26 protein-coding genes are annotated in these 20321 nt (G+C 47.5%); 14 read left to right on the top strand and 12 right to left on the bottom strand.

From position 1 onward, the window contains the following. Positions 1-9 precede the first annotated feature (9 nt). Positions 10-483: a carboxymuconolactone decarboxylase family protein gene (locus SG35_RS05985; protein WP_044832250.1), complete on the bottom strand. Its 474-nt coding sequence runs from the start codon at positions 481-483 to the stop codon at positions 10-12. 184 nt (positions 484-667) lie between these two features. On the opposite strand from SG35_RS05985, the gene SG35_RS05980 reads away from it, so the two are divergent. Beyond that, positions 668-1573 carry a LysR family transcriptional regulator gene (locus SG35_RS05980; RefSeq protein WP_044832249.1) on the top strand — a complete coding sequence of 302 codons (906 nt, stop codon included), beginning with the start codon at positions 668-670 and terminating at the stop codon, positions 1571-1573. Positions 1574-1581: 8 nt separating this feature from the next. On the opposite strand, the gene SG35_RS05975 is transcribed toward SG35_RS05980, so the two are convergent. Continuing rightward, complete coding sequence (locus SG35_RS05975) at positions 1582-2400, bottom strand: mechanosensitive ion channel family protein (protein WP_044832248.1); 819 nt, start codon at positions 2398-2400, stop codon at positions 1582-1584. 349 nt (positions 2401-2749) lie between these two features. On the opposite strand from SG35_RS05975, the gene SG35_RS05970 reads away from it, so the two are divergent. The 5 genes from SG35_RS05970 to SG35_RS05950 all read left to right on the top strand — a co-directional run bounded on the left by SG35_RS05970 (position 2750) and on the right by SG35_RS05950 (position 7338). Continuing rightward, positions 2750-2986 (top strand): cysteine-rich CWC family protein, encoded by a 237-nt coding sequence (locus SG35_RS05970; protein ID WP_084692672.1) that lies wholly within the window; start codon positions 2750-2752, stop codon positions 2984-2986. A gap of 111 nt (positions 2987-3097) precedes the next feature. Further along, complete coding sequence (locus tag SG35_RS05965) at positions 3098-3613, top strand: phosphatase PAP2 family protein (protein WP_236702566.1); 516 nt, start codon at positions 3098-3100, stop codon at positions 3611-3613. A gap of 54 nt (positions 3614-3667) precedes the next feature. Continuing rightward, on the top strand, positions 3668-4690 hold the full coding sequence (locus tag SG35_RS05960; RefSeq protein ID WP_044832246.1) for an MJ1255/VC2487 family glycosyltransferase: 1023 nt from the start codon (positions 3668-3670) through the stop codon (positions 4688-4690). Between the two features lie 123 nt (positions 4691-4813). After that, the gene (locus SG35_RS05955; RefSeq protein ID WP_160298266.1) at positions 4814-5596 is read left to right on the top strand and encodes a substrate-binding periplasmic protein; all 783 of its coding nucleotides are present in this window, start codon (positions 4814-4816) and stop codon (positions 5594-5596) included. 107 nt (positions 5597-5703) lie between these two features. Further along, entirely contained in the window at positions 5704-7338 is a 1635-nt protein-coding gene (locus tag SG35_RS05950) for a methyl-accepting chemotaxis protein (RefSeq protein ID WP_044832244.1), read from the top strand. A 29-nt stretch (positions 7339-7367) separates the two neighbouring features. Here SG35_RS05950 and SG35_RS05945 read toward each other — a convergent pair whose 3' ends face one another. Genes SG35_RS05945 through SG35_RS05920 form a run of 6 tightly spaced genes read right to left on the bottom strand, consistent with a single transcriptional unit; the run spans position 7368 to position 12465 of the window. Then, complete coding sequence (locus SG35_RS05945; RefSeq protein ID WP_044832243.1) at positions 7368-8681, bottom strand: tetratricopeptide repeat protein; 1314 nt, start codon at positions 8679-8681, stop codon at positions 7368-7370. Positions 8682-8690: 9 nt separating this feature from the next. Next, complete coding sequence (locus tag SG35_RS05940) at positions 8691-9296, bottom strand: energy transducer TonB (protein ID WP_044832242.1); 606 nt, start codon at positions 9294-9296, stop codon at positions 8691-8693. Between the two features lie 3 nt (positions 9297-9299). Further along, the gene (locus SG35_RS05935) at positions 9300-9713 is read right to left on the bottom strand and encodes an ExbD/TolR family protein (RefSeq protein ID WP_044832241.1); all 414 of its coding nucleotides are present in this window, start codon (positions 9711-9713) and stop codon (positions 9300-9302) included. A 55-nt stretch (positions 9714-9768) separates the two neighbouring features. Then, positions 9769-10296: a MotA/TolQ/ExbB proton channel family protein gene (locus tag SG35_RS05930; protein WP_044832240.1), complete on the bottom strand. Its 528-nt coding sequence runs from the start codon at positions 10294-10296 to the stop codon at positions 9769-9771. A 3-nt stretch (positions 10297-10299) separates the two neighbouring features. Then, positions 10300-11664 carry a MotA/TolQ/ExbB proton channel family protein gene (locus SG35_RS05925; RefSeq protein WP_044832239.1) on the bottom strand — a complete coding sequence of 455 codons (1365 nt, stop codon included), beginning with the start codon at positions 11662-11664 and terminating at the stop codon, positions 10300-10302. Between the two features lie 21 nt (positions 11665-11685). After that, positions 11686-12465, bottom strand: coding sequence for a DUF3450 domain-containing protein (locus tag SG35_RS05920; RefSeq protein WP_053042948.1), 780 nt, complete (start codon positions 12463-12465; stop codon positions 11686-11688). A 597-nt stretch (positions 12466-13062) separates the two neighbouring features. Here SG35_RS05920 and SG35_RS05915 point away from each other — a divergent pair. From SG35_RS05915 to SG35_RS05900, 4 genes are all read left to right on the top strand, one after another. Continuing rightward, a complete protein-coding gene (locus SG35_RS05915) occupies positions 13063-13524 on the top strand; it encodes a hypothetical protein (protein ID WP_053042947.1) in 462 nt (153 codons plus the stop codon). A gap of 138 nt (positions 13525-13662) precedes the next feature. Next, on the top strand, positions 13663-14064 hold the full coding sequence (locus SG35_RS05910; protein ID WP_044832238.1) for a hypothetical protein: 402 nt from the start codon (positions 13663-13665) through the stop codon (positions 14062-14064). Positions 14065-14075: 11 nt separating this feature from the next. Further along, positions 14076-14624 (top strand): hypothetical protein, encoded by a 549-nt coding sequence (locus SG35_RS05905; protein ID WP_044832237.1) that lies wholly within the window; start codon positions 14076-14078, stop codon positions 14622-14624. 151 nt (positions 14625-14775) lie between these two features. Then, a complete protein-coding gene (locus tag SG35_RS05900; RefSeq protein ID WP_044832236.1) occupies positions 14776-15492 on the top strand; it encodes an SGNH/GDSL hydrolase family protein in 717 nt (238 codons plus the stop codon). Between the two features lie 112 nt (positions 15493-15604). Here the strand turns inward: SG35_RS05900 and SG35_RS05895 are convergent, their stop codons facing one another. Both SG35_RS05895 and SG35_RS05890 read right to left on the bottom strand, forming a co-directional pair. Further along, on the bottom strand, positions 15605-15784 hold the full coding sequence (locus tag SG35_RS05895; RefSeq protein WP_044832235.1) for a hypothetical protein: 180 nt from the start codon (positions 15782-15784) through the stop codon (positions 15605-15607). A 166-nt stretch (positions 15785-15950) separates the two neighbouring features. Then, complete coding sequence (locus SG35_RS05890) at positions 15951-16274, bottom strand: DUF2956 domain-containing protein (RefSeq protein WP_044832234.1); 324 nt, start codon at positions 16272-16274, stop codon at positions 15951-15953. Positions 16275-16412: 138 nt separating this feature from the next. Here SG35_RS05890 and SG35_RS05885 point away from each other — a divergent pair, with 138 nt between their 5' ends. Both SG35_RS05885 and SG35_RS05880 read left to right on the top strand, forming a co-directional pair. Then, positions 16413-16943: a class I SAM-dependent methyltransferase gene (locus SG35_RS05885; RefSeq protein ID WP_044832233.1), complete on the top strand. Its 531-nt coding sequence runs from the start codon at positions 16413-16415 to the stop codon at positions 16941-16943. 163 nt (positions 16944-17106) lie between these two features. Then, positions 17107-17955, top strand: coding sequence for a PEP-CTERM sorting domain-containing protein (locus SG35_RS05880; RefSeq protein WP_044832232.1), 849 nt, complete (start codon positions 17107-17109; stop codon positions 17953-17955). A gap of 236 nt (positions 17956-18191) precedes the next feature. On the opposite strand, the gene SG35_RS05875 is transcribed toward SG35_RS05880, so the two are convergent. After that, a complete protein-coding gene (locus SG35_RS05875) occupies positions 18192-18950 on the bottom strand; it encodes a substrate-binding periplasmic protein (RefSeq protein ID WP_084692658.1) in 759 nt (252 codons plus the stop codon). A 218-nt stretch (positions 18951-19168) separates the two neighbouring features. On the opposite strand from SG35_RS05875, the gene SG35_RS05870 reads away from it, so the two are divergent. Next, on the top strand, positions 19169-19339 hold the full coding sequence (locus tag SG35_RS05870) for a hypothetical protein (RefSeq protein WP_160298265.1): 171 nt from the start codon (positions 19169-19171) through the stop codon (positions 19337-19339). A 102-nt stretch (positions 19340-19441) separates the two neighbouring features. Beyond that, positions 19442-19786 (top strand): YajD family HNH nuclease, encoded by a 345-nt coding sequence (locus SG35_RS05865; protein WP_044832230.1) that lies wholly within the window; start codon positions 19442-19444, stop codon positions 19784-19786. Between the two features lie 237 nt (positions 19787-20023). Here the strand turns inward: SG35_RS05865 and SG35_RS05860 are convergent, their stop codons facing one another. After that, positions 20024-20308, bottom strand: coding sequence for a SymE family type I addiction module toxin (locus SG35_RS05860; protein ID WP_044832229.1), 285 nt, complete (start codon positions 20306-20308; stop codon positions 20024-20026). Between the last annotated feature and the right edge of the window lie 13 nt (positions 20309-20321).

Here is a 20321-nt window from a genome sequence, read left to right as displayed (position 1 = left end):
CAGGGATGGTCAGTGCTCAAGCTTATCCTGAGCCACCTGATAACGCCCCGGCCTGAAGTGAAACGCTTTCATCAAACGGTTCCAGGAATTTATCTGGGTAATAGCCAGGGTCAGCTGGGCAATTTGCTCAAGGGAAAAATACTGTCTAAGCTCATCAAATTCCAGCGTTTGCTGCCCGGGGTTTTTATCGAGTTTGGTCACGGTTTCCGCCCAGGTCAGCAGCGCCTGCTCCCGGTCGCTGTAATAGTCGCTCTCGCGCCAGGCAACCACCGAATGCAGACGCACATCCTCTTCTCCCCCGGCAAGGGCTTCTTTAAAGTGCATATCGAGACAATAGGCGCAGCCGTTTAATTGCGAAACGTAATAGCGCATTAAATTCAGCAACTGCTGATCAAGGCCGCTTTGCTTTAGATAACTTTCAATTTGCATCATAGCGCCGATAAGCTCACCGGGCACTTGCTGATAAGAAATTCTTTCTTCCATCTTTATTTCCTTTTACTGACAAGCAATAACAATCAAGTGCATTGTTACCTATTGCACTATCCGCTAGAATCCCCTTTAAAACCAAAACAGCTTTGCATATTTCGCAAAAATAATTTAAAACAAACACAAGAAAAGCACTCAACCGCCCCCGGGCAACCATTTCATCACAAAGGCGAGGATGCTTATGCTGGAGTTAAGCCGAATTTTTATTAAAGTGGTCAAAGCAGGCAGTTTTTCCAAAGCCAGCCTGCTGCTGAATATGGCCCCTTCCTCCATCAGCCGCAAGATAGATAAACTGGAATTGCTGCTCGGGGTCACCCTGCTTAACCGCAATACCCGGCAGCTGAGCCTCACAGCCGAAGGTCTGCACTTTATTGAAGGAGCCGACAAATTGATTCAGGATGCCGATACCCTGATGGCGGCTTTAAAACCGAGCCTTGCTGAAGCCAAAGGGGAGCTGAAAATTTCCGTATTCGAGAGTTTTGGCCGCCTGCACCTGACCCCGATATTGGCAGAGTTCCTCAACACTTATCCTAAAGTGAACATCACCCTGGATCTGGACAACAAACCGGTGGACCTGCTAAGCGAAAATATTGATTTGGCCGTCAGGATAGGTAATCCTGCCGACTCCGGCCTCAAAGCCAGATTATTGCTGAAAACTAAGATGCAGCTATGCGCTGCCCCCCAGTACCTTAGCCAATATGGCCAGCCGCAAGTCCCCGAGGACTTAAGCCGACATAACTGCCTGCTGCTGGACAGACACAGGCAAAAAAACTACTGGCAGTTTTGTAAGGATAAACAACTGACTAAAGTTGCTGTTAACGGCAATTTCAGCACTAAAGGCGGCAGCCCTTTATTACAGGCGGCCCTGCAAGGTTTAGGCATAGTACAGCTGGCAAATTGGATGTTGTCTGATGTCCTGGCCGAACAAAAATTGCAGCTCTGCCTGCCAGACTGGCAAACGGTAGTTGATGATCAGCATTGCGGGGATATCTATGCCCTGTATAAGGGCAGTAAATATCCAAATCCGCTGCTGAGATTGTTGATTGACTTTATTGTCGAGCACCTGCCCAGCCGTCTGGCCGGCTGAGCTTGGTATTAAGCGCTTTTCGGCATATGGAGATCCATTTGCGGGAAAGGAATAGAGATGGCTTCCTGATCAAAGCGCAACTTCACCGTTTCCGTGATTTCAAACATCACGGTCCAGTAATCGGCTGTTTTCACCCAGGGGCGTACCACAAAGTTCACACTGCTGTCGGCTAATTCTGAAAGGGCAACCGTCGGCTCGGGATCTGCCAAAACCAGGGGATGACTGCTCACAATATCGTTAAGTACCGCTTTGGCTTTTTTCAAGTCATCGCCGTAGCCTATACCAAAGACCATATCTACCCTGCGGGTTTCCTTGGCAGAATAGTTAACAATATTGCCGCCATAGATATCGCCGTTGGGCACGATCACTTCTTTATTGTCCGTGGTGCAAATGGTCGTGGTAAAGATATGAATTTCTTCCACTTTACCTGAGATACCTGCGGTTTCAACAAAATCTCCGGCCCGGAAAGGTTTAAACACCAGCAGCATGACGCCGGCAGCAAAGTTTTGCAACGAGCCCTGCAAAGACAGGCCGATGGCAAGACCTGCAGCCCCCACCAGGGCAACCAGGGAAGTGGTATCTACCCCTAATTGATCCAGGGCCGCCACCACCACAAAGAGCAATAACACGGTATTGAGGATCACCAGCAAAAAATTACTCAACATATCGTCCATTTTCGATCGGGCAAAAATCTTACCGGTCAGACTGACAATAAACTTCACCAGCAGGCGCCCGAGAATGAAAATCACCAGGGCCATCACAATATTAATCCCCCAGGGCAAGACATAGCTCTCCATCAGGGTATCCATTTCAGGTAACTCAAACATATTTATTACTCACAAAATAATGATTATTAAGAATTAACGTTAAAAAAGTGGTATTTTCAGTGCCGGTTTCGACAGGACATAACGCTTTGCTATCAACTAAAAAATAGCTCACTTTTCCCTGCTTGTACCAGATTTATACTGGCACGAAAACCGGGGAAAATGGAGCTGCTATTTACGCCAAACTAAAAAATATCTTGCTCAGGATAACAACCGGGAGTCTGTAATAACCTTGATTTGAAGCCTTCACTAAGGAAAACTTTCTAGCCACTTGATTTACAATATAAAATATAGCGTTGAATTTTATAACATCAAACAAGCAACTACAAAATTTATTATACGAGATAACAGCATGAGCCAAACAGCAAATACCAGGCGGTGCCCCTTTTGCCTTGACAACAATCACTGTCAGGCACAAACCGATCACCCCTGCTGGTGTTTTAGCGCAGAAATACCGCAAGCCTTACTGCAACTATTGCCACCACAAAGCGATAAAACCTGTATTTGCAGTGCCTGTATCCGCACCTTTCAAGACAATCCGCAAGCTTTTGCAGCAAAGTATCAACAGCCGCCCCTTCCCCGTTGCTAACAGCATGACTATTTATCTTTAATTGTCATTAAAGGGACACCTAACTGTCACTTAACTGTCAACTGCTGCTTCTATGCTCGTCAATAATGAGACTGCATTGGAGGCAGGGCTATGTTAAGTGACTTATATCAATATGATTTACGCATGTTATTATGGTGTCAGAAATCCCGGTTTTATCCGCAATTCATCACCTTTGTCCGCGGCGTATCCCGCAGCGGCGACGGCTATTTGCAGTTAACCTTGCCCCTGGTTTACTGCCTGATATACCCCGACGATGGCTGGCAGTTTATGTCTCTGATTTTAATTGCCTTTAGCATCGAAAGACCGTTATACCTGATATTAAAAAATACCCTTAAACGCCGCCGTCCGCCGCAGGTGCTGGCCCATTTTACCAGTATTGTTGCCCCTGCCGACCAATTCAGCTTCCCGTCAGGCCATACCATGGCGGCGTTTTTACTGGCGGGCATTGCCCTGGCTTACCTGGGCGTGGTCGCCCTGCCCCTTTATCTGTGGGCCTTTGCCGTCGGCTGTTCACGCGTGATCTTAGGGGTACATTTTCCTTCAGATATACTCGCCGGCGCCTGCCTGGGCACAGGTTTGGCGCTCGGCATAAGCCAATTAATGTAATCTTTATTCAGTAACCATTAACAACCGGCTATTAACTACCGGCCAAGGCAAGATATGAAAGTACTTTACGGCATACAGGCAACCGGCAACGGCCATATTTCCCGCTGCCGCATCATGGCAAAATACCTGAAACAACAAAATATTGATGTCAGCTATTTAGTATCCGGCAGGGCAAAGAAAGATTTGTTCGATATGGAAGTTTTTGGTGATTTCCAGCATCGCCAGGGCCTGACCTTTGTTACCAATCACGGCGAAGTCAATTACGCTGCTACCGCGGTAAATAATAATCTCGTTCGCTTTATCCGGGATATTTATGCCTTAGATCTCGAGCCTTATGATGTCATTATCACCGACTTCGAACCCGTTACCGCCTGGGCCGGAAAACTGAGAAATAAAACCGTGATCGGTATAGGGCATCAGTATGCTTTTGGTCTTAATACACCGTTGGCCGGGGCCAATCCTATCGCCAAAATGGTCATGAAGTATTTTGCCCCCGCCAATATCAGTGCCGGCCTGCACTGGCATCCTTTCGATGAAACCATTTTCCCGCCCATTATCGATACCTCACTGACACCGACGGAGCAAGACGGCAGCATTTTGGTTTACCTGCCCTTTGAAGATCAGCGCCTGGTCACCCGGTTATTAAGGAGTTTTAACGGCCAGGAATTTATTCTCTACTCCCCCGAGCTTGAAGATAAAACCCTGGCCAATGTCAAACAAAGGAAAACCTGCTACGCCGGTTTTAAACACGACCTCACCAAGGCCCGAGGCGTTATCTGCAACTCCGGCTTTGAACTGATCAGCGAATGCCTGCACCTGGGCTTGCCGATACTGACCAAACCTATTCAGGGACAGATGGAGCAATTATCCAATGCCAAAAGCCTGGAACAACTCGGCTATGCCCAGGTGATGGACAGCTTGGACGGTGATGTCATAGCAACCTGGTTACAACAACTGTGCCCACGCCAGCCCAGACATTTCCCCGATGTCGCCAAGGCACTGGCTAACTGGATAGCATCCGGCGACTGGCAAACGCCAAGTAAGCTGGTGGCGCAAATTTGGCCGGCAGCTGATTAGCCAGATACAGACGAGTGAGTACAGTAAAAACTAAGGAATGACCCCCCCGCAGGCTCTGGCAGGTGAAGCTTACGCTTCCCTGCTATGCTAGATAAAGAACCTGATCATATTCAGTCAGTAAAGATGAAACTCGTCCTTGCCCTTTGCGTGGTATTGTTGTCAGGCAAGATAAACGCAGAACACCTCAGAATCATTTCGGTAATCGAACCCCCGGCCAACTATCTCAACGCCCGGGGGGAGCCGGATGGCTTTGTCACCGACATCATCCACGCACTGCAAAAAAAACTCAGCGACAATACCCAAATTGAATTTATTCCCGAAGTTCGCGCCTTAAAAATAGCCAATAATCACCCCAACATTTTATTGTTTAGCTTTTCAAGAACCCAAAAAAGAGAACCCTTATTTCACTGGGTAGGCAAAGTGCAAAGTAAAAACTGGCACGTCATTTCCCTAAAAGGACAACAACTGGAAATAGATGATCTGCAACAGCTCAAGGCCTTGCCCTCCATCGGCGTGGTTCGCGGCGATGTCAGGGAAGAATGGCTGCACGAGCAGGGATTTAGCAATGTATCGGCAGTCACCAGCCATGAACAAAATATCAGGCGGTTATTAAATGGCAGGATAAGCTCGATATTATATGAACTCCAGGGACTGAAACATGTTGCCGACAGTTTGAACCTGGACCAGAAAATGTTTGAGTCCGTCTATATCGCCAACCAGTCGGATGTCTACATCTTAATGTCAAAAACCGGTACCTCCACGGCATTATTTCACCGGTGGCAGCAGGCATTTTCACAGCTGAGCCAAAGCGGCGAACTTAAAGCCATAGCGCTAAAATGGCAGGCCCGCCTGCACAGGCAGCAAAATATCAGCTGTGAAGTGATCGATAATATTTTAGTGTTTTAACCCCCCTCCTTCAGCGCAAGCAACAAATTTGGCTTGCACCGGAATTTTCGAAAAACCGGCTACTGAGCTATAGTTGTTCAATTAACGGCCGCTTCACAGGTTGTAACATGAATTTTAGTAGTATCCGGGTACGTTATACCGCAACTTTCTGCAGTATCGCTGCATTTTTTATTGTCCTTGTCACCATGAATTTTTTACTGGTGGCAAAAACCGAAAAAGTCATGGTATTGCTGGGACAAAGCTTTAATCCGGCCATTTCCGCCGTGATCAATGCCGACCGGGATCTCTACCAGGCCAGGGTAGCTGAGCTGCAAGTACTGGTCACTGAGCCCGGCAGCAACCAGGCACAGGAACACTTGAAAGCCTATCAGGAGAATGCCGCCCAAGCCGGGGAGCGCATGGAAAAATATAAGCAGCTGTTGGCCATGTATCCGGATATACTGGCCAAACTCAGCCGCTTTGAAGCCACTTACCGGCAATGGCAGCAAGCCTCAAGTGAGGTCTTCACCCTGGTAAAACAGGGAGAAATAACAGCAGCAAAAAATCAGAGTGACAGCCATTCAAAACAGGCCTTCGATCAGCTCAGGGAGTTTTACAATGTTGCCGGAGAGCTTGCCGATAAGCAAAGCCTGAGCTTAAGTGAAGACACCATAGCATCGGTAGACAGTCAGCAAAATGCCCTGATGCTCATCAGTGCTATCGTGATTATCCTAACCTTGATCGCTGGCATAACAGCCCCTAAGGCCATGGCGGATGCCCTGGAACATTTATCTTTCGAGCTCAAGGGCCTGAACCAGGGAGACGGCGATCTGACCAAACGCATCAACAGCAAGCGCAAAGATGAAATCGGTCTGGTTGCCGATGATTTGGACGAGTTAATCAATGGCCTGGCAGAGTTGATCAAATCCATTGTCGAACAATCCTCACAAGTCATCAAAGGCGTCGACCAGCTGGATAAGGGGGCCGGTAATATCAAGGAGACCAGTTTACATCAGCTTGAGTCCGTAGAAATGATCGTCACCGCCGTTAATCAGATGTCATACGCAATCAAAGAAGTTGCCGAAAATGCCCAGAAGACCGCCAATGAGATCAAAGAAGTCAATGATCTGACTCATGAAGGTAAACAAGTCACCCAAACCACGGTAAAAGAAATCACCGCATTATCCGACACCGTTGCCAATGCCACCCAGGTCATCTTAAAGCTTTCGGAAAACTCTACTGATATCGCTTCGGTATTAGGGGTGATCCGGGGTATTGCCGAACAAACCAACCTATTAGCCTTAAATGCCGCAATTGAAGCGGCCCGTGCCGGGGAGCAGGGACGGGGATTTGCCGTGGTAGCCGATGAAGTACGCAATCTGGCCAGTAAAACCCAGCAAAGTACCGAAGATATTCAAAAAATGATCGAAGCCCTGCAAAACGGGGTCGATAAAGCGGTGCAGTCCATTAATACCGGCAATGCCGCCACCCAGTCAACGGTAGCGTTATCACAAAAAACCTTAACCGCCCTGGATGCCATCAGCGCCGCCGCCATGAGAGTAGCCGATGTCGCCACCCAGACAGCCTCAGCGACCGAGCAACAAAGCCAGGTCACCGAAGATGTCAGTAAAAACCTGACCATTCTCTCGGATCATACCCGGGGCAACCATGAGTGCGCCCAGGAAAACGGAGAAGTAGCCACCAGTACTATGCAACAGGCCACCACCTTAAGCGACTCGGTTACCCGGTTTAAACTTGATTAACCTCAACCGGGCACAAGCACCAGATAGGCTTACAACTTTGCCAGCTTCATTTGCTGACCTTTTTCCCGCTTAACATAGGCCAACCATTGTTTCGCCATTTTCTGGCTCTGTCCGGATTTTTGCGCAATATTTTGAGCATTTTGCAATGCCATAATCGCCATATCGTAATTTTGTAAATTAAACTGTGCCATACCCAGCACCAGATGCATATTGCTTTCCTGGTGTAACTGGCCGCGCTCAAGCGCTTTTTCCGCACTGGTTATCGCTTGTGGCCATAACTCCAGGTTCAAATAGGCCTGGGCCAGCTTTTCATCAAATTTGCCGTTATCGGCAATTTCCGCCGCTTTTTTCAGGACAGGAATGGCTTTTTTGTCTTCCTTGGCCTGAACATAGGCTTGCGCCAGCAAATCCAGGTATTGGGTCTGGGCAATGACATCGCCTTTTTCTATTGCCTCATCAAGCAGTTTTGCCGCCTTATAAGGCACGCCATGATAAAGGTAGAGTTGCGCCAGGGAAATAATATCGCTGGATTTAACCACGTAACCGGCTTGCCAGGCGGCTTCCATCACCGCCAGCTGTTTCTTTTCCTGCCCGGTTTCACCGTACATGCCGCCAAGTTGCAGCCAGTACTGGGCCTTATCGTAATAGCGTACCAGGGCTTCCATGACTAAGGTGACTTTATCGCTTTGCCCCAGCTCATAATAAGCCGCCCTTTGCAGTACCAGCCAGTTCTCTTTCGGAATATCGCCGGCAGTTTCCGCTCCGGCAACAGCCAGCTCGATATAACCGATGGCTGCTTGATACTGTTTAAGCTGGAAATGTACCTGGGCCATCAGGATCTGCTGGTTTGCGGTTAACGGCTTGCTGTTGGCTGCCTGCCATTTTTCCAGCCAGGCCAGGGCCCCGGTATAATTTTGCTGCTGCATATTGAGCTGTGCCAGGGAATAGCAGGTGGAGAGCAATAAAGACTCGGGGATCTGCTGCTCTTTTACCACCTGTTCAAAACTGGCAATGGCAGATGGAATATCATCACCGGCGTAATGCATAAAACCATAAAAATTAAATAACATAGCCTTTTCATAAGGGTTTAAACTATCCAGGCGATCTTTAACCTTGTCCAGCACGGCAAAGCCCGATGCGCGCTCGCCTTCATCCGCCAGTTTTTGCGCCCGGGCCAGCTGACTGTACACCCGGTCGCGCATCGCCGGCACCTTCACCGATTTTTTCTGCTTGGCAGCTGCCGGCTCAGCGGCCTGTGCCTGCCCGGCAATACCGGGGAGCGCAGGCGCGGTAAACATAACCCCGGCGGTTAACAGCATCAATAAATGATTTTTTACGTTCATTACCATCTCCTACCCGTCTATCTGGAACGTGATTTTATTTTGTACCCCGGCAACTTCCATCGCCACACCGTCGACCACCCGGGGTTTGTATTTAAATTTGGCCGCCGCATCCAGCGCCGCCCGGTCAAAAATATGCTCTGGCTGGGCCTGGACCACCACAGGGTTGATCACCGAGCCGTTTTTACTGACGGTAAACTCGACAATCACAAAACCTTCGATACCCCGCGCCTGGGCACGGCGCGGATAAACCGGCGCCACCTTGACGATCGGCAGGTAATCGCCGTCGCCGCTTTCTAAACTCAAGCCTTTCGCCAAGCTCATATCCGCCTGGATATCGGCGCTAAAGCTGTTGCTTGCCGCCGTGGCATTAGGATTGGCCTGCTGCATCTGCGGCGGCGCCATCGGTGGCGGCGGCTCTTTCGGCTTGGGCGGTTTTTGCGGTTTACGCTCTTTCTTGACAATATCGGGCTCTTTTTTCAAACGGATAAAGTCAAGCACATTGCCTTTGGGGGGCTCGGTCAGGGCGTTATTGCCGCCGGTGATCAGGGTTTGCATCCCCCACAGCAGTAAAAAAGTTACCCCTAACGCCAGCAAAATTGCCGTGATATAACGCATCGATTAAGCCTCTTGCGCCGCAATGGAAACATCAAATACCCCGGCAGCCCGGGCCGAGTCCATCACTTTGATCAGCACATCGGTGGTGGCTTTTTTATCCGCCTGAATCACAACCGTGCCCTGGGGATTTTCTGCCTTTAACCGCTCGATATTAGCCTGAACCGCACGGATATCGATGCGGCGCTTGTTGATCCAAATCTCGCCTTTATCGCTGATGGCCACCAGGATATTGGCCCGCTCTTTTTTCACCGCGGTCGCCGCTTCCGGACGGTTAACTTCAATACCGGCCTCTTTGACAAAAGAAGCAGTAACAATGAAGAAAATTAATAAGATAAATACAACATCCAACATGGGGGTCATATTGATTTCTTCGTTTTCTTCCTGCTCCTGCAGCATTTTATTTAATTGTGAACGCATAATCTTTACACCTTATTTCACTGATAACCTGTGCTTACTCACAGCCCTTAGGGGCTTAGTGAGCCACCGGCATACTGTCCTCTAATAGCTCTGTTTCCCGCTTTGCCGTGCGCTGTAGCCAAGTCGAAGCAAATACGCCGGATAATGACGCCACCATGCCCGCCATTGTCGGGATAGTCGCCCGGGAAACCCCGGACGCCATGGAGCGGGCATTACCGCTACCGGAAATCGCCATCACATCAAATACTTCAATCATGCCGGTTACCGTGCCCATCAGTCCCAGTAAGGGACATAACACCACCAGGGTTTGGATCAGCGGCAGATTTTGATTGAGCTTGGCGCTGCCCCGGGCCACCAGGGCGGTGCGTATTTGCTCGGCATACCAGGAGTGTTGTTCACTGCGTGAAAACCAGGTTTGCTGCAAGTGTTTTTTCACTTTGCGGTAGCCGTAAAACACAAACATCAGGCGTTCAAAAATCAACAACCACATCACAAAAATAACGACGGCGATCACTGTCAGTACCTGACCGCCGGTATCCATAAACTCACGGATGGCATTCATCATGTCGATGAACATAATCATGGTTTATGCTCCTTTTTCCGCTTCTGCCCGCTCGGCAATAATGCCGGCGCTTTGTTGCTGCAAGATATTGATGATGTTACGGCTGCGGGTATGTAGCAGGGTAAACAGGAACACCATAGGAATGGCCACGACCAGACCCAATACCGTAGTAACCAGCGCCTGGGAAATACCGCCCGCCATCAGTTTCGGATCACCGGTGCCGAACAGGGTAATGGCCTGGAAGGTATTGATCATGCCGGTAACGGTACCCAATAAACCGATCAGCGGCGCCACTACCGAGATAATCTTAATCAGGGTCAGACGGCTGGAGAGTTTCGGCACTTCCCTTAAAATCGACTCAGACAGTTTTAACTCCAAGGTTTCCGTGTCTATATCGGGGTTTTGCGTTTTCACCAACATCACCCGGCCAAGCGGATTGTTGTCACAGGCGGTTTTTTCTTTTAACTGGCGACTGACTTTAGCGCCGACAATAAACAAGGTAATAAAACGTTCAAGCGCAATCAGCAAACCGACCAGGCCGATAGCTAAAATCACATAACCGACCGGGCCGCCCTGTTCGACGCGCTCCTGGGTATCAGGCGCCTGTACCAACAGGCCTAAAATAGAGCCGCCGGTAGGGTCCAGGGCAAAAGGCGTAATAGCAGCAGGCGCTAAAGTGACCTGCTCGGCAGTTGCCAGGTAACGGGCCGAAGGTTGGCGGATAAGCTCGGCGATAGAGCCGGTTTCATTGATATATTCCAGGTATTTTCCCTGGCTCAGCAGGTTAAAGCCGCCGACCCGGGTTACTTCACTTTGCTTGCGTTCGCCGTTGGCCAATACAATCTCGGTAGTAAACTTGGCGACTTTGCCGCTTTGTGTCATTTCACGTTGCAATTCAAACCATAAACGCTCAATTTCTTCGATGGACGCCAGTTTAGAGCTTGAGCCCATGCTTTTCGCCAACTCTTCCATAAAAACATCGCGCCCGGGAATTTGCGCAGAAATCACCGAAGTTTGAAATTTGCTCTTGGTATCACCGGCTACCTGCTGTAGCACGCCAAACAGCTCTTTAAGCTCACCCATGCGTTTATTCAGGGCATCACTTTGGTTGGCCAGTTTAATTTCATTGTTCTGGAAGTCTTGCTCCAGGCGATTACTCAGGGCTATTTGCTGATCCCGGGTATTCTCCGCTGATGTTAACAATTGATCCTGCTGGGACAGTTTCGCTTTAAACTCTGCTTCCCTTAGCCGGTTTTGTTCACTCTGGGCAATCTTGCCCTGTTCAAGCTGATTAAGCAGCTCATCTAAATTAGCCGCCTGCTGGGCATAACTCAGGCTTGTTGTTACGGTCAGTAATAAACCGGATACTGTGTTGATTATTTTTTTCATCGTTAATACTCCAGTTTATCCTTATTCAGCCAGGTCCAGCGGCACCATGATTAAATCTGGGGCCAATTGTTTACGGGCAATACGCAGTGCTTTATTGATATCGGTGCGGTATTTTGCCGGCAACTCCTGCCAGCTTTTGCTTTGCTGATCCCATAGGCCAAGATGATTGCCGTCGCGGGTTTGATAGACAAAACTCACCCGGCCGATGCGTAAAAAGTCAACATCACGCTCGCTGCCCGCCACCTCAAGTAAACCGCTGTAGGTTTCAATAGTTCGGCCATAGTCCACTTCGACCTGATAGGCTTCCAGTACCCGGCGAAACTTTTCCGCCACCGCGATATCGGCGCGCTCCATCATCTTTTTCAAACCGGCAAGCCTTTGTGCCCGCTCCTGTGGCAAAAAAGGCACGTCGAGTGCAACAAAACTTTCCAGGGTGGTGATCATGCGTGACATCAAAGGAGAAACCTGGCGCTCGATAATGCTGACCTGGGTCATCGACTCTTTGATTTGCGCCAGCTCCGCCAGCTGATTATCCAGCTGGGTTTGCATTTGCCGGTTATAAACCTGCAAGCCATCGATTTCTTTATTAACGGTTTTAAATTGTTGTAATTTTGACTGAGTTTTGTCGTTAAGGGCATCAACACGTAGCTGGGATTTACTCGCAGACTGGTTGATTTTCTGCCCCTGGGCAACCACATCATCAAGCTGGTTATTTGCGGTTTGAGCCAGAGCCTGAGTAGACAACGCCAGCGTTGCAAGTGTGGTGCATACGCAAGCCTTCGCCAGTTTGGACAAGTTCATATAAAAACCTTATAAAAGTTAATACTAAAAATTGATATTCGGTTATGAAATTGCCAGCTATGGTAAACAGCAATTGTGACACTTAAGTTGCACTAATATTGCAACTTAATGAAATAAAGGAATAAACAAACAAGCAGATGAACAAGCCATGACTCACCCATGAAAGATAAATTAACTTTTTCTTACGGCGAAGATATCGCCAATGCCTCACGAACGCTTAGAACATCAATTTATGTGCCTCAAGTTTGCTAGTGAAGTTTTAATAAAGAGATAAAGGATTTTACCAGCCAATAAATGAACAGGAGATGACGAAGCCATGAACAAAAGATTAACCTTTTCTTACCCTTAATGCTTATAAGGCACTGATAAGTTTTTTCTTCTGGTATTGATGACAAATGCCCCCGACCAGGCAGAATGCAGCAAAAAACGCTATTGTATTCAATCCCGTCATACGCCATAATCGCCCTACAGGCTGTAGGGGCGCCTGACCCGCCAAGAGGAACTCACCCTGACGTCTGTATAAGCACATTAGATCAAGACATAATCAAACCTGAATATTTGTTCGGCGGGAAACAATAAAAAATTTAGGAAAGATATATGTTATCTCCCATTGAAGAACTGAAAATCCAGGCCAAAAAACACCATAAAGCTCACAGCGGCAAGTCTGATGCCACCCTGAGCAATGGCCATCCTCCCCGCCTCAAAGACAGCCAGTTAGTGATCGCCCGCAAATACGGTTTTCGCCACTGGGGTCACGCCCGCGAAGTCCTCGAAGGTTCGTCTTGCCGGGACTACGGCACCTTCTGGTATAAACCCCAGTGTTCCGCCTTGTTAAATCTCTGGTGCGCCAGCTATAAAGAAGCTGCTTTGCAGCAAAAAGCACAAGGCGGTTTTATCCTGCCCTATAAAACCCAGTACCTGGTTGTGGAGCACCACTATCTTGAGTTGCTGGGATTAGATAGCCGGGATGCAAACTGGGCAGAAATTAACTTTGACTGGTGCTCTGGAGATATCGGCAAACGCCGGCAACTGGCACTGCAACGTATTCAGCACTGGTAATCAGCTCCCCGGGGGGCTTTTTCCGGTCAATTCATTTAATCTATAAATTTTTATTTTGTTTTATAGAGAGTTAGATATACTTTAACACTACAGATAAAGGTAATTAACTCTCTATAAACAAAATTAAGGAAGATAGATATGGTTAAGTCACTACTGCTGGCACTCGGCACTTGCCTGCTATTATCGGGTTGTAGCGCTACCGATAATAGCAACGAGAAAAAACTCACCCTGGGACTGGTACAGCAGTCGCTGAAAAAAGGCGTCAGCTCGGTCAAAGTACTGGAAACCTTAGGCAGCCCGAATATCGTTAAAACCGCAGCGGATTCCGACAACGAAGTCTGGATTTACGATAAAATTTATCATTCAAAAAACGAGTCAGCCCTGGGACTGTTACTCGGTGGCGGCGATAACGGCCTTGGCGGCGCAGCCGGGGCATCAAATTCCAGCTCGGTTTCCAGCAGTAAGAGTTTAACCGTGATCATCAAGTTCGATGACAAGGACACCATAGAAGAACTTTCATATTTTCGCAGCGCGTTTTAAGGGCGGTGATAATGAATAAACTATCTCAGGCTATTATTGCCTTTTTTCTGCTGACTTTAGTGGCCGGCTGTAGCAGCAGCGTAAAACCGGTAGCGCTGCAATTACGTGAATATCAGGTTAAAAGCTACCAGGGAAAAGACACCCGGGAAATTTTTCATGCGGTGTTAAATACCTTGCAGGATGACGGCTTTGTTGTCGATATTGCCGATGTCGATTCAGGTTTGATTAAAGCCAATATGAGCAATACCGCCATCAATGCCCGGGAAACCCTGCAAAAAACGGCTTTCACCTTACTCTCCGGCGGCATTTTCCTGTTATTTACCGATGGCAATATTAACAATGCAGAAACCTTGACCGCGACCATTACCATCTCGCCTTACGGCAAAAGTACTAAGTTAAGAACCAGCTTTGTCTTTAAGAAAATGAATCCCGACGGAGAAATCATAGAAAATTATCAAATTATGGAAAGGGAAATGTATCAGCAGTTTTTTACCGCCATAGAACACTCTATTTTCTACGATGAAAACCTGGGACCGAAGCAGGTAAGCAGCGGCCGCTAACAATGAAAAGCAAGCGATCTTAAGTATCAATTCCCTTTATTAAGACGGGGAATTGATATCGCTTTTTTAATCACAATCACTTTAACAACTCTTATTATTGGCCTCTATAATCAATAAACATCTTTAAAGAATAACAACAGGGAGTGTATACATGGCATATAAAATCATCTCTTTTGCCATGGCACCGCTGCTTTTTACCCAGGGATATTTTGTCAGAAAGAATACCGTGGAACTTCCGGAAGCAGAAGGTGAACGCAACGGTATTGTCGGCGTTGGCAAGAAAAAATTACGCTTAATGATCTTAGGAGATTCTGCCGCCGCAGGTGTCGGGGTGGCCAAGCAGTCTCAGGCATTGACCGGGCAAATATTACAGCACCTGACCCCGGAGTTTAATACCCACTGGCAGTTAATCGCCGCCAGCGGCGCCTCAACCGACTCCACCATCTCCACCTTAACCGAGCTGCCGGCACAAGAATTCGATGTCGTGATGATTTCCCTCGGGGTCAATGATGTCACTGCCAATACCTCGATGAGGCGTTGCCAGCAAGCCCACAGGACATTAGTGGCCTTGTTGAAAGAAAAATTCTCGGCCAAATCCATTATTTTTTCCGCCGTACCTCCTATGCACTTGTTTCCGGCCCTGCCGCAGCCGCTGCGCTGGTACCTGGGGGCCCGGGCTAAACGCCTTAACGATAAACTCAGCCAATGGCTCGCCAGGCAAAAGAATTGCTTTTTATTAAAAGCCCGGGTGGAAATAAATCCGGAGTTGATTGCCGAAGACGGCTTTCATCCGGGGGAGAAATATTATGCCTGGTGGGGACAACAAGCCGCTAAACTGATACAGCAACAAGCCGCAAATATACGCTAAGCCATGATAGCCGGCTTATCCCCTTGACAGCAATAACCGGGAGAAAGCACTCCCGGATAACGCAAAACCTGCCAACTTATCCAGCAAGGCAAATCAGCCCAGCTAAACACAACTAAGCAATATCGATTTCTTCTTCGCGTATTTGCTCCAGGTAGACCTCGGCCAGTTCAACGCTACCAAAAGTTCTCAGTATGCGTTTATTGGCGTAATACTTGGATTTTTTTAATTCGGGATCGTCGGTTTTAAGCAGGAATAACCAGGTTTTTACCAGTGCCTCGGAGATTTTCTTCATTTCATGCGTCCTTGCCTGAGTGTCTATTACCCAGTCTAGACCATATCCCGGCATTTATATGCCTTAGTCCAAGATAAACAAGAAAAAATCGCTATTTTCCGTAGGATATTGCCAGTAATAACATACAAGCAGAGCACTTTGGCTAAAAACTCAGCCCGGCCGGGATTTAACCAAGCAATAAATACCCGGAAAAACCGGCCCAGCTAATCCCCAATAACAGCCAGGGTAAGACAGGGGTCGTCACTTTTTCTGCCGAAGTCATATGCTCCGCCTGCTCGGCCGCCGCTTTTTGCTGTGCCTTTATTTCCTGTTTTTTCTGTTTATCCCGGGCCCTGCCTTTGGCTTTTTGCTGCTTTTTATACTCGGCAATGCCTTTTTCGATGCCCTGGCTGATAAGTTTGGTCTGCTCTTTGGTTTGTCCGGGCTTTTGCGTCGCTTTGGCGATACGCATTGCGTCCTGTTGAACTTCGGCAGAGACTTTCTGGACCATGGCTTTTTCCTTTTCCTGTATCTGGTTTGGCTTGATGATAAAACGAAATCACCAAGCCCGTGAGTTAGCGGATATTATACACATTATTAAATCCCCCGAGCATCTGATATCCTAAGGAAAAACATTTTAATCCCTGTTATGTCGCTGCTTGAAATTTTACTGCTTAGCTTTTTTATCCTGATGGCATTGTCCATTATCTACAGCACGCTTGCCGTCGGCATTTCTCCCATGCCCAGTTCAGGGAAAGCCCGGCAGGCAATGCTGAAGCTGTGCAAAGACACAGGCAAAGGCGAAATCGTCGACTTTGGCAGTGGCTGGGGACATTTTGTTATTGCCGCCGCGAAAACCTTTCCCGACAGGAAAATCACCGGCTATGAATTGTCCTGGATTCCGTACCTCACGGCATATGCACTTAAATTTATCTTCAACTTGAACAACTTAACCCTGAAACGGGCGGACTTTTTAACGGCCGAGTTAAGCTCAACCTCGGTGCTGGTGTGTTATTTATATCCCGGGGCGATGAAAGCGATAGCCGATAAACTGGCAACAGAGCAACACCATTTACACTATATCATCAGCAATAATTTTGCCTGCCCGACACTGATGCCAACAAAAACCCTGCAATTAGATGACTTTTATCGTTCGCCGGTTTATCTTTATCGATTATAAAATCAACAGCTTAGTGTCGATTAATTTTACATCTGTCATTTTTTGCCATTTGATCCAGATCAAACACACAATTTAAACAATTGTTTTAAGTCCGGTTTGTTTTTCAGGCCCATTTATTGCTAAACCGCTGCGATTTTAATTTTTCAACAATGGACTAGAAAAAATGACCAGCCAAATCAAACTGTTATCTTTTATCAAAAAAGCCTCTGCGATCTTGACCTTATCCGGTGCTATCTCATTTACCGCCCAGGCAAATCTGATGACTGATTATGGCGCCTACGCCGCCGGCTACACCGCCAGTAACTGTTCCAGTGCTTGCACCACCGCCAACGGCGGAGATATTATTAATACAAATGACGGCGGACTATCAAGTGGTAGCGCTTATGTAAGCGAAGTCAGTTACGGTTATTCCCAGGCCTATGCCGCGCTGGACGGTGCTTCTTACCTGCCGACGCTAAAGGTTGAGGCTTCCTCCGATGAGCAAAAAGGCGGTAACGCAGAAGCCTTTGCCATGCAGCACTATAGCTACACGGGCACTGAAGCCACCACCATAGATCTGGATATAAACTTACACGGCTCGGTCGGCATCAATAACAACGACGGCTATAGCAATAACAGCCTCAGAGCCGACGTGGCTGTTTTCATCGGTGATTCCCTGGAATGGAGTACGGATATAGCCACCCTGTATTATGAACTTGCCTCTGGTATGGAAAAAGATAAAACCACCCTGTATATCAATAGCGGCAACGATGTTAACAACCTGGACAGCCTGAGCTTTGATCTGCAGCCGGGAGAAAGCTTCTTCGTGGTTGCTTCGATGAGGGCCAAGTCCAGGAATGGCTATGCCGACGCCTGGAATACCCTGAGCCTGAATTTTGAAGATGATAACGGATTAGTTGCCGCCTCTGCCGGTATCGTTCCGGTTGACGTACCTGAGCCGACCAGTTTGGGCATGCTTGGACTGGCGCTTAGCCTGATCTCTTTTGGCCAAAGAAAAAAACGCTTAGGCTAGATCCGGTTTAGCTATACGTTAAGATAATCCCAATTACATTAAGTAAATGAACAAGATTCGGTGAGGATAAATTTTCAAGAGCAAGGCGTTTGATTGAGCAATAGCAAGCTATTGTGATTGAAAACAACGCAGGACTTGGAGATTTAGACCATCCGAAGATGGTTAGATATTTAATAAAATTGGTATTAAAACTCCGGTGAACGATTGACAATAAATCAGAGCCGGAGTTTTACGCTTTACAATTGCCATTTATCAAGAATTTGCTGATAGCGGCCATTGCTTTTAAGCTCTGTTAACGCCGCGCTTAGCCGTTCCACCAATTTATCCGGAGTTTTTAGCCCGGTGGCAAGATAAAGTTCGTCGGGGAAATCTTTTACCTGGATATATTGGCCGATATCCCCGGCATTTAAACCTATACTGGCAATTTCCCGCTCCAAAGCGATAAAGTTGGTCAGCACCAAATCAATACGCCCCTTAAACAACATCTGCCACATATGCTCGTACTTGACACTTAATGACAGGTTTTGTTTTTCCTTAAACCCCGCCTGCTTCAGAAAAGTTTCTGAATAATAGCCCCGTATGGTGCCGACATTATAGGCCTTGGCACTGTCGAGCGTATCAAGCTTAATATCTTTTCGGCTTTTCAGGCCCACCAGAAAAGCCCGGGTTTTATAACTTTGCCCTACCCATTTGAAGTTATTCTCTCTGACAGGGGTTTTCAACAGGGACAATAAAAAGGTATTTTCACTGCCTTTGGTAACATTATAAGCGCGGGCAAAAGGCAAAAGTTCAATATCCCCTTTTAACTCTGCCTGAAACAACAGCGCCCGGGTGAGTTCAACCAGGGCACCGTCGGGCTGGTTATGCTCATTGGTAAAATGAAACGGCGGCAGTTCTTCGGCGACAAAACGCAAACTTTGTGCGTGTAAAGAAAAAAAACAAAACAGCAACAAGAGTGCGCCTGATTTTACAGGGAAGATGAGACGACTTTTCATAAATTTCCCACGATTAACCTCATCGGGTAAGCTCAACGGTTAACTGCCTCCGGCAGCTGCTATCAAGCAGCACTATACCCCATTATCTTGCCTTAGGTTCATATAAAATCAAAATAGCATCAATAAAGCCGGGGAAAAATCACATAATTTTTGGCCTTATAAAAATATTCCACAATACTTAATTCAGTTAGAGCAAAATAACAACTTGAGTATTCATTATGGTTTCTGATGAGATTCGCCGTATCAAACTGTTGTCAGAAAGGATTTATCAGCACAATGCCAGCATAGAGGAAATGAGGGAATTTAATCACTTGCTGGAGCAATACCACGAGTCAAGTGCCGACGACTGGATAGCAGAATTTACCCGGGCAGACCCCGGCAAAGGCTAAACCAGATAAAGCCAATAAAAGCGAAGGCCCGGGCAAGTGTATTTGCCATCAAATACACTTGGCTCTACAATAGTGCAATCAACCATAGCACAAGCAATTACCATGTCATCAGATAAGTTTGGCACCAGCCCGGATTACAAACGCAAAGAACAGGGATACCGGGACAGGGCGCTTAAGTTATACCCCTGGGTTTGCGGCCGTTGCGCCCGTGAATTCGTGTATTCCAACCTCAAAGAGTTAACCGTTCATCATATCGACCATGATCATACCAATAACCCCAACGACGGCAGCAACTGGGAGTTATTATGTATTTATTGTCACGACAATGAACACGCCAAATATACCGATCACGCCCAGTATAAAACCGAAGTGGTCGCCGGGGAAAATAACCATGAAGCGGCAACGTTTAATCCCTTTGCCGATTTAAAATCTATGTTGAAGAAATAACACTGCTGCGGTATTAAAGTGAAGCGCAACCGCTATCTATACGTAGCGCTAAGATAGCGGTTGTCATAACCCTTGCTCAATCCGCTACTCTCAGTAAAAGGGGAGCAGGCTTAGTAAAACCGCGTTTATCTTCCCTGATTCAACAGAAGAACTATTTCTTCTGAACTCAACCCCGCTGATAAAGCCACTACGACTTAGCTCAACTGCAGTGGCTTGGCTCTGGTGCTTTACGTTAGCTTATTTCTCGCGTGACCGGCCGATATCAGCCTGTTGAGGGCAGAGCGTAATTTCATCCTGATTAATCACGACACTAACCTTTTGCCCGATAGCAAACCCGGCTTGCCCCAGCCATTTCCCCCTGAGCACAATACAAGGCTCAAGGTTAACCGGCACATAATTAATGCCGATACCACGGGTTTTCAATGACGACTCGCAGGTGGTTTCCAGTACGGTAAGCTGGCGATAGGCAGGATATTTTACTTTTGTAAAACAATGCTCTGGCGTATGATAATATTCAGCCATGACGGACTCCTGT

Origin of the sequence: Thalassomonas actiniarum (assembly GCF_000948975.2) — a bacterium.
GTDB classification, from domain to species: Bacteria; Pseudomonadota; Gammaproteobacteria; order Enterobacterales; family Alteromonadaceae; genus Thalassomonas; species Thalassomonas actiniarum.
The sequence above is the reverse complement of the archived record's forward strand: the minus strand, read 5'-3'. Positions and strand labels throughout refer to the sequence as shown.

Excerpts from the sequence above, each read along its gene's own strand:
- SG35_RS05970 (WP_084692672.1), top strand. The coding sequence starts at position 2,750 with ATGAGCCAAACAGCAAATACCAGGCGGTGCCCCTTTTGCCTTGACAAC.
- SG35_RS05950 (WP_044832244.1), top strand. The coding sequence starts at position 5,704 with ATGAATTTTAGTAGTATCCGGGTACGTTATACCGCAACTTTCTGCAGT.
- SG35_RS05935 (WP_044832241.1), bottom strand. The coding sequence starts at position 9,713 with ATGCGTTCACAATTAAATAAAATGCTGCAGGAGCAGGAAGAAAACGAA.
- SG35_RS05980 (WP_044832249.1), top strand. The coding sequence starts at position 668 with ATGCTGGAGTTAAGCCGAATTTTTATTAAAGTGGTCAAAGCAGGCAGT.
- SG35_RS05910 (WP_044832238.1), top strand. The coding sequence starts at position 13,663 with ATGGTTAAGTCACTACTGCTGGCACTCGGCACTTGCCTGCTATTATCG.
- SG35_RS05920 (WP_053042948.1), bottom strand. The coding sequence starts at position 12,465 with ATGAACTTGTCCAAACTGGCGAAGGCTTGCGTATGCACCACACTTGCA.
- SG35_RS05895 (WP_044832235.1), bottom strand. The coding sequence starts at position 15,784 with ATGAAGAAAATCTCCGAGGCACTGGTAAAAACCTGGTTATTCCTGCTT.
- SG35_RS05870 (WP_160298265.1), top strand. The coding sequence starts at position 19,169 with ATGGTTTCTGATGAGATTCGCCGTATCAAACTGTTGTCAGAAAGGATT.
- SG35_RS05860 (WP_044832229.1), bottom strand. The coding sequence starts at position 20,308 with ATGGCTGAATATTATCATACGCCAGAGCATTGTTTTACAAAAGTAAAA.
- SG35_RS05945 (WP_044832243.1), bottom strand. The coding sequence starts at position 8,681 with ATGAACGTAAAAAATCATTTATTGATGCTGTTAACCGCCGGGGTTATG.
- SG35_RS05930 (WP_044832240.1), bottom strand. The coding sequence starts at position 10,296 with ATGATTATGTTCATCGACATGATGAATGCCATCCGTGAGTTTATGGAT.
- SG35_RS05885 (WP_044832233.1), top strand. The coding sequence starts at position 16,413 with ATGTCGCTGCTTGAAATTTTACTGCTTAGCTTTTTTATCCTGATGGCA.
- SG35_RS05875 (WP_084692658.1), bottom strand. The coding sequence starts at position 18,950 with ATGAAAAGTCGTCTCATCTTCCCTGTAAAATCAGGCGCACTCTTGTTG.
- SG35_RS05965 (WP_236702566.1), top strand. The coding sequence starts at position 3,098 with ATGTTAAGTGACTTATATCAATATGATTTACGCATGTTATTATGGTGT.
- SG35_RS05975 (WP_044832248.1), bottom strand. The coding sequence starts at position 2,400 with ATGTTTGAGTTACCTGAAATGGATACCCTGATGGAGAGCTATGTCTTG.
- SG35_RS05880 (WP_044832232.1), top strand. The coding sequence starts at position 17,107 with ATGACCAGCCAAATCAAACTGTTATCTTTTATCAAAAAAGCCTCTGCG.
- SG35_RS05940 (WP_044832242.1), bottom strand. The coding sequence starts at position 9,296 with ATGCGTTATATCACGGCAATTTTGCTGGCGTTAGGGGTAACTTTTTTA.
- SG35_RS05960 (WP_044832246.1), top strand. The coding sequence starts at position 3,668 with ATGAAAGTACTTTACGGCATACAGGCAACCGGCAACGGCCATATTTCC.
- SG35_RS05985 (WP_044832250.1), bottom strand. The coding sequence starts at position 483 with ATGGAAGAAAGAATTTCTTATCAGCAAGTGCCCGGTGAGCTTATCGGC.
- SG35_RS05925 (WP_044832239.1), bottom strand. The coding sequence starts at position 11,664 with ATGAAAAAAATAATCAACACAGTATCCGGTTTATTACTGACCGTAACA.
- SG35_RS05890 (WP_044832234.1), bottom strand. The coding sequence starts at position 16,274 with ATGGTCCAGAAAGTCTCTGCCGAAGTTCAACAGGACGCAATGCGTATC.
- SG35_RS05865 (WP_044832230.1), top strand. The coding sequence starts at position 19,442 with ATGTCATCAGATAAGTTTGGCACCAGCCCGGATTACAAACGCAAAGAA.
- SG35_RS05900 (WP_044832236.1), top strand. The coding sequence starts at position 14,776 with ATGGCATATAAAATCATCTCTTTTGCCATGGCACCGCTGCTTTTTACC.
- SG35_RS05915 (WP_053042947.1), top strand. The coding sequence starts at position 13,063 with ATGTTATCTCCCATTGAAGAACTGAAAATCCAGGCCAAAAAACACCAT.
- SG35_RS05955 (WP_160298266.1), top strand. The coding sequence starts at position 4,814 with ATGAAACTCGTCCTTGCCCTTTGCGTGGTATTGTTGTCAGGCAAGATA.
- SG35_RS05905 (WP_044832237.1), top strand. The coding sequence starts at position 14,076 with ATGAATAAACTATCTCAGGCTATTATTGCCTTTTTTCTGCTGACTTTA.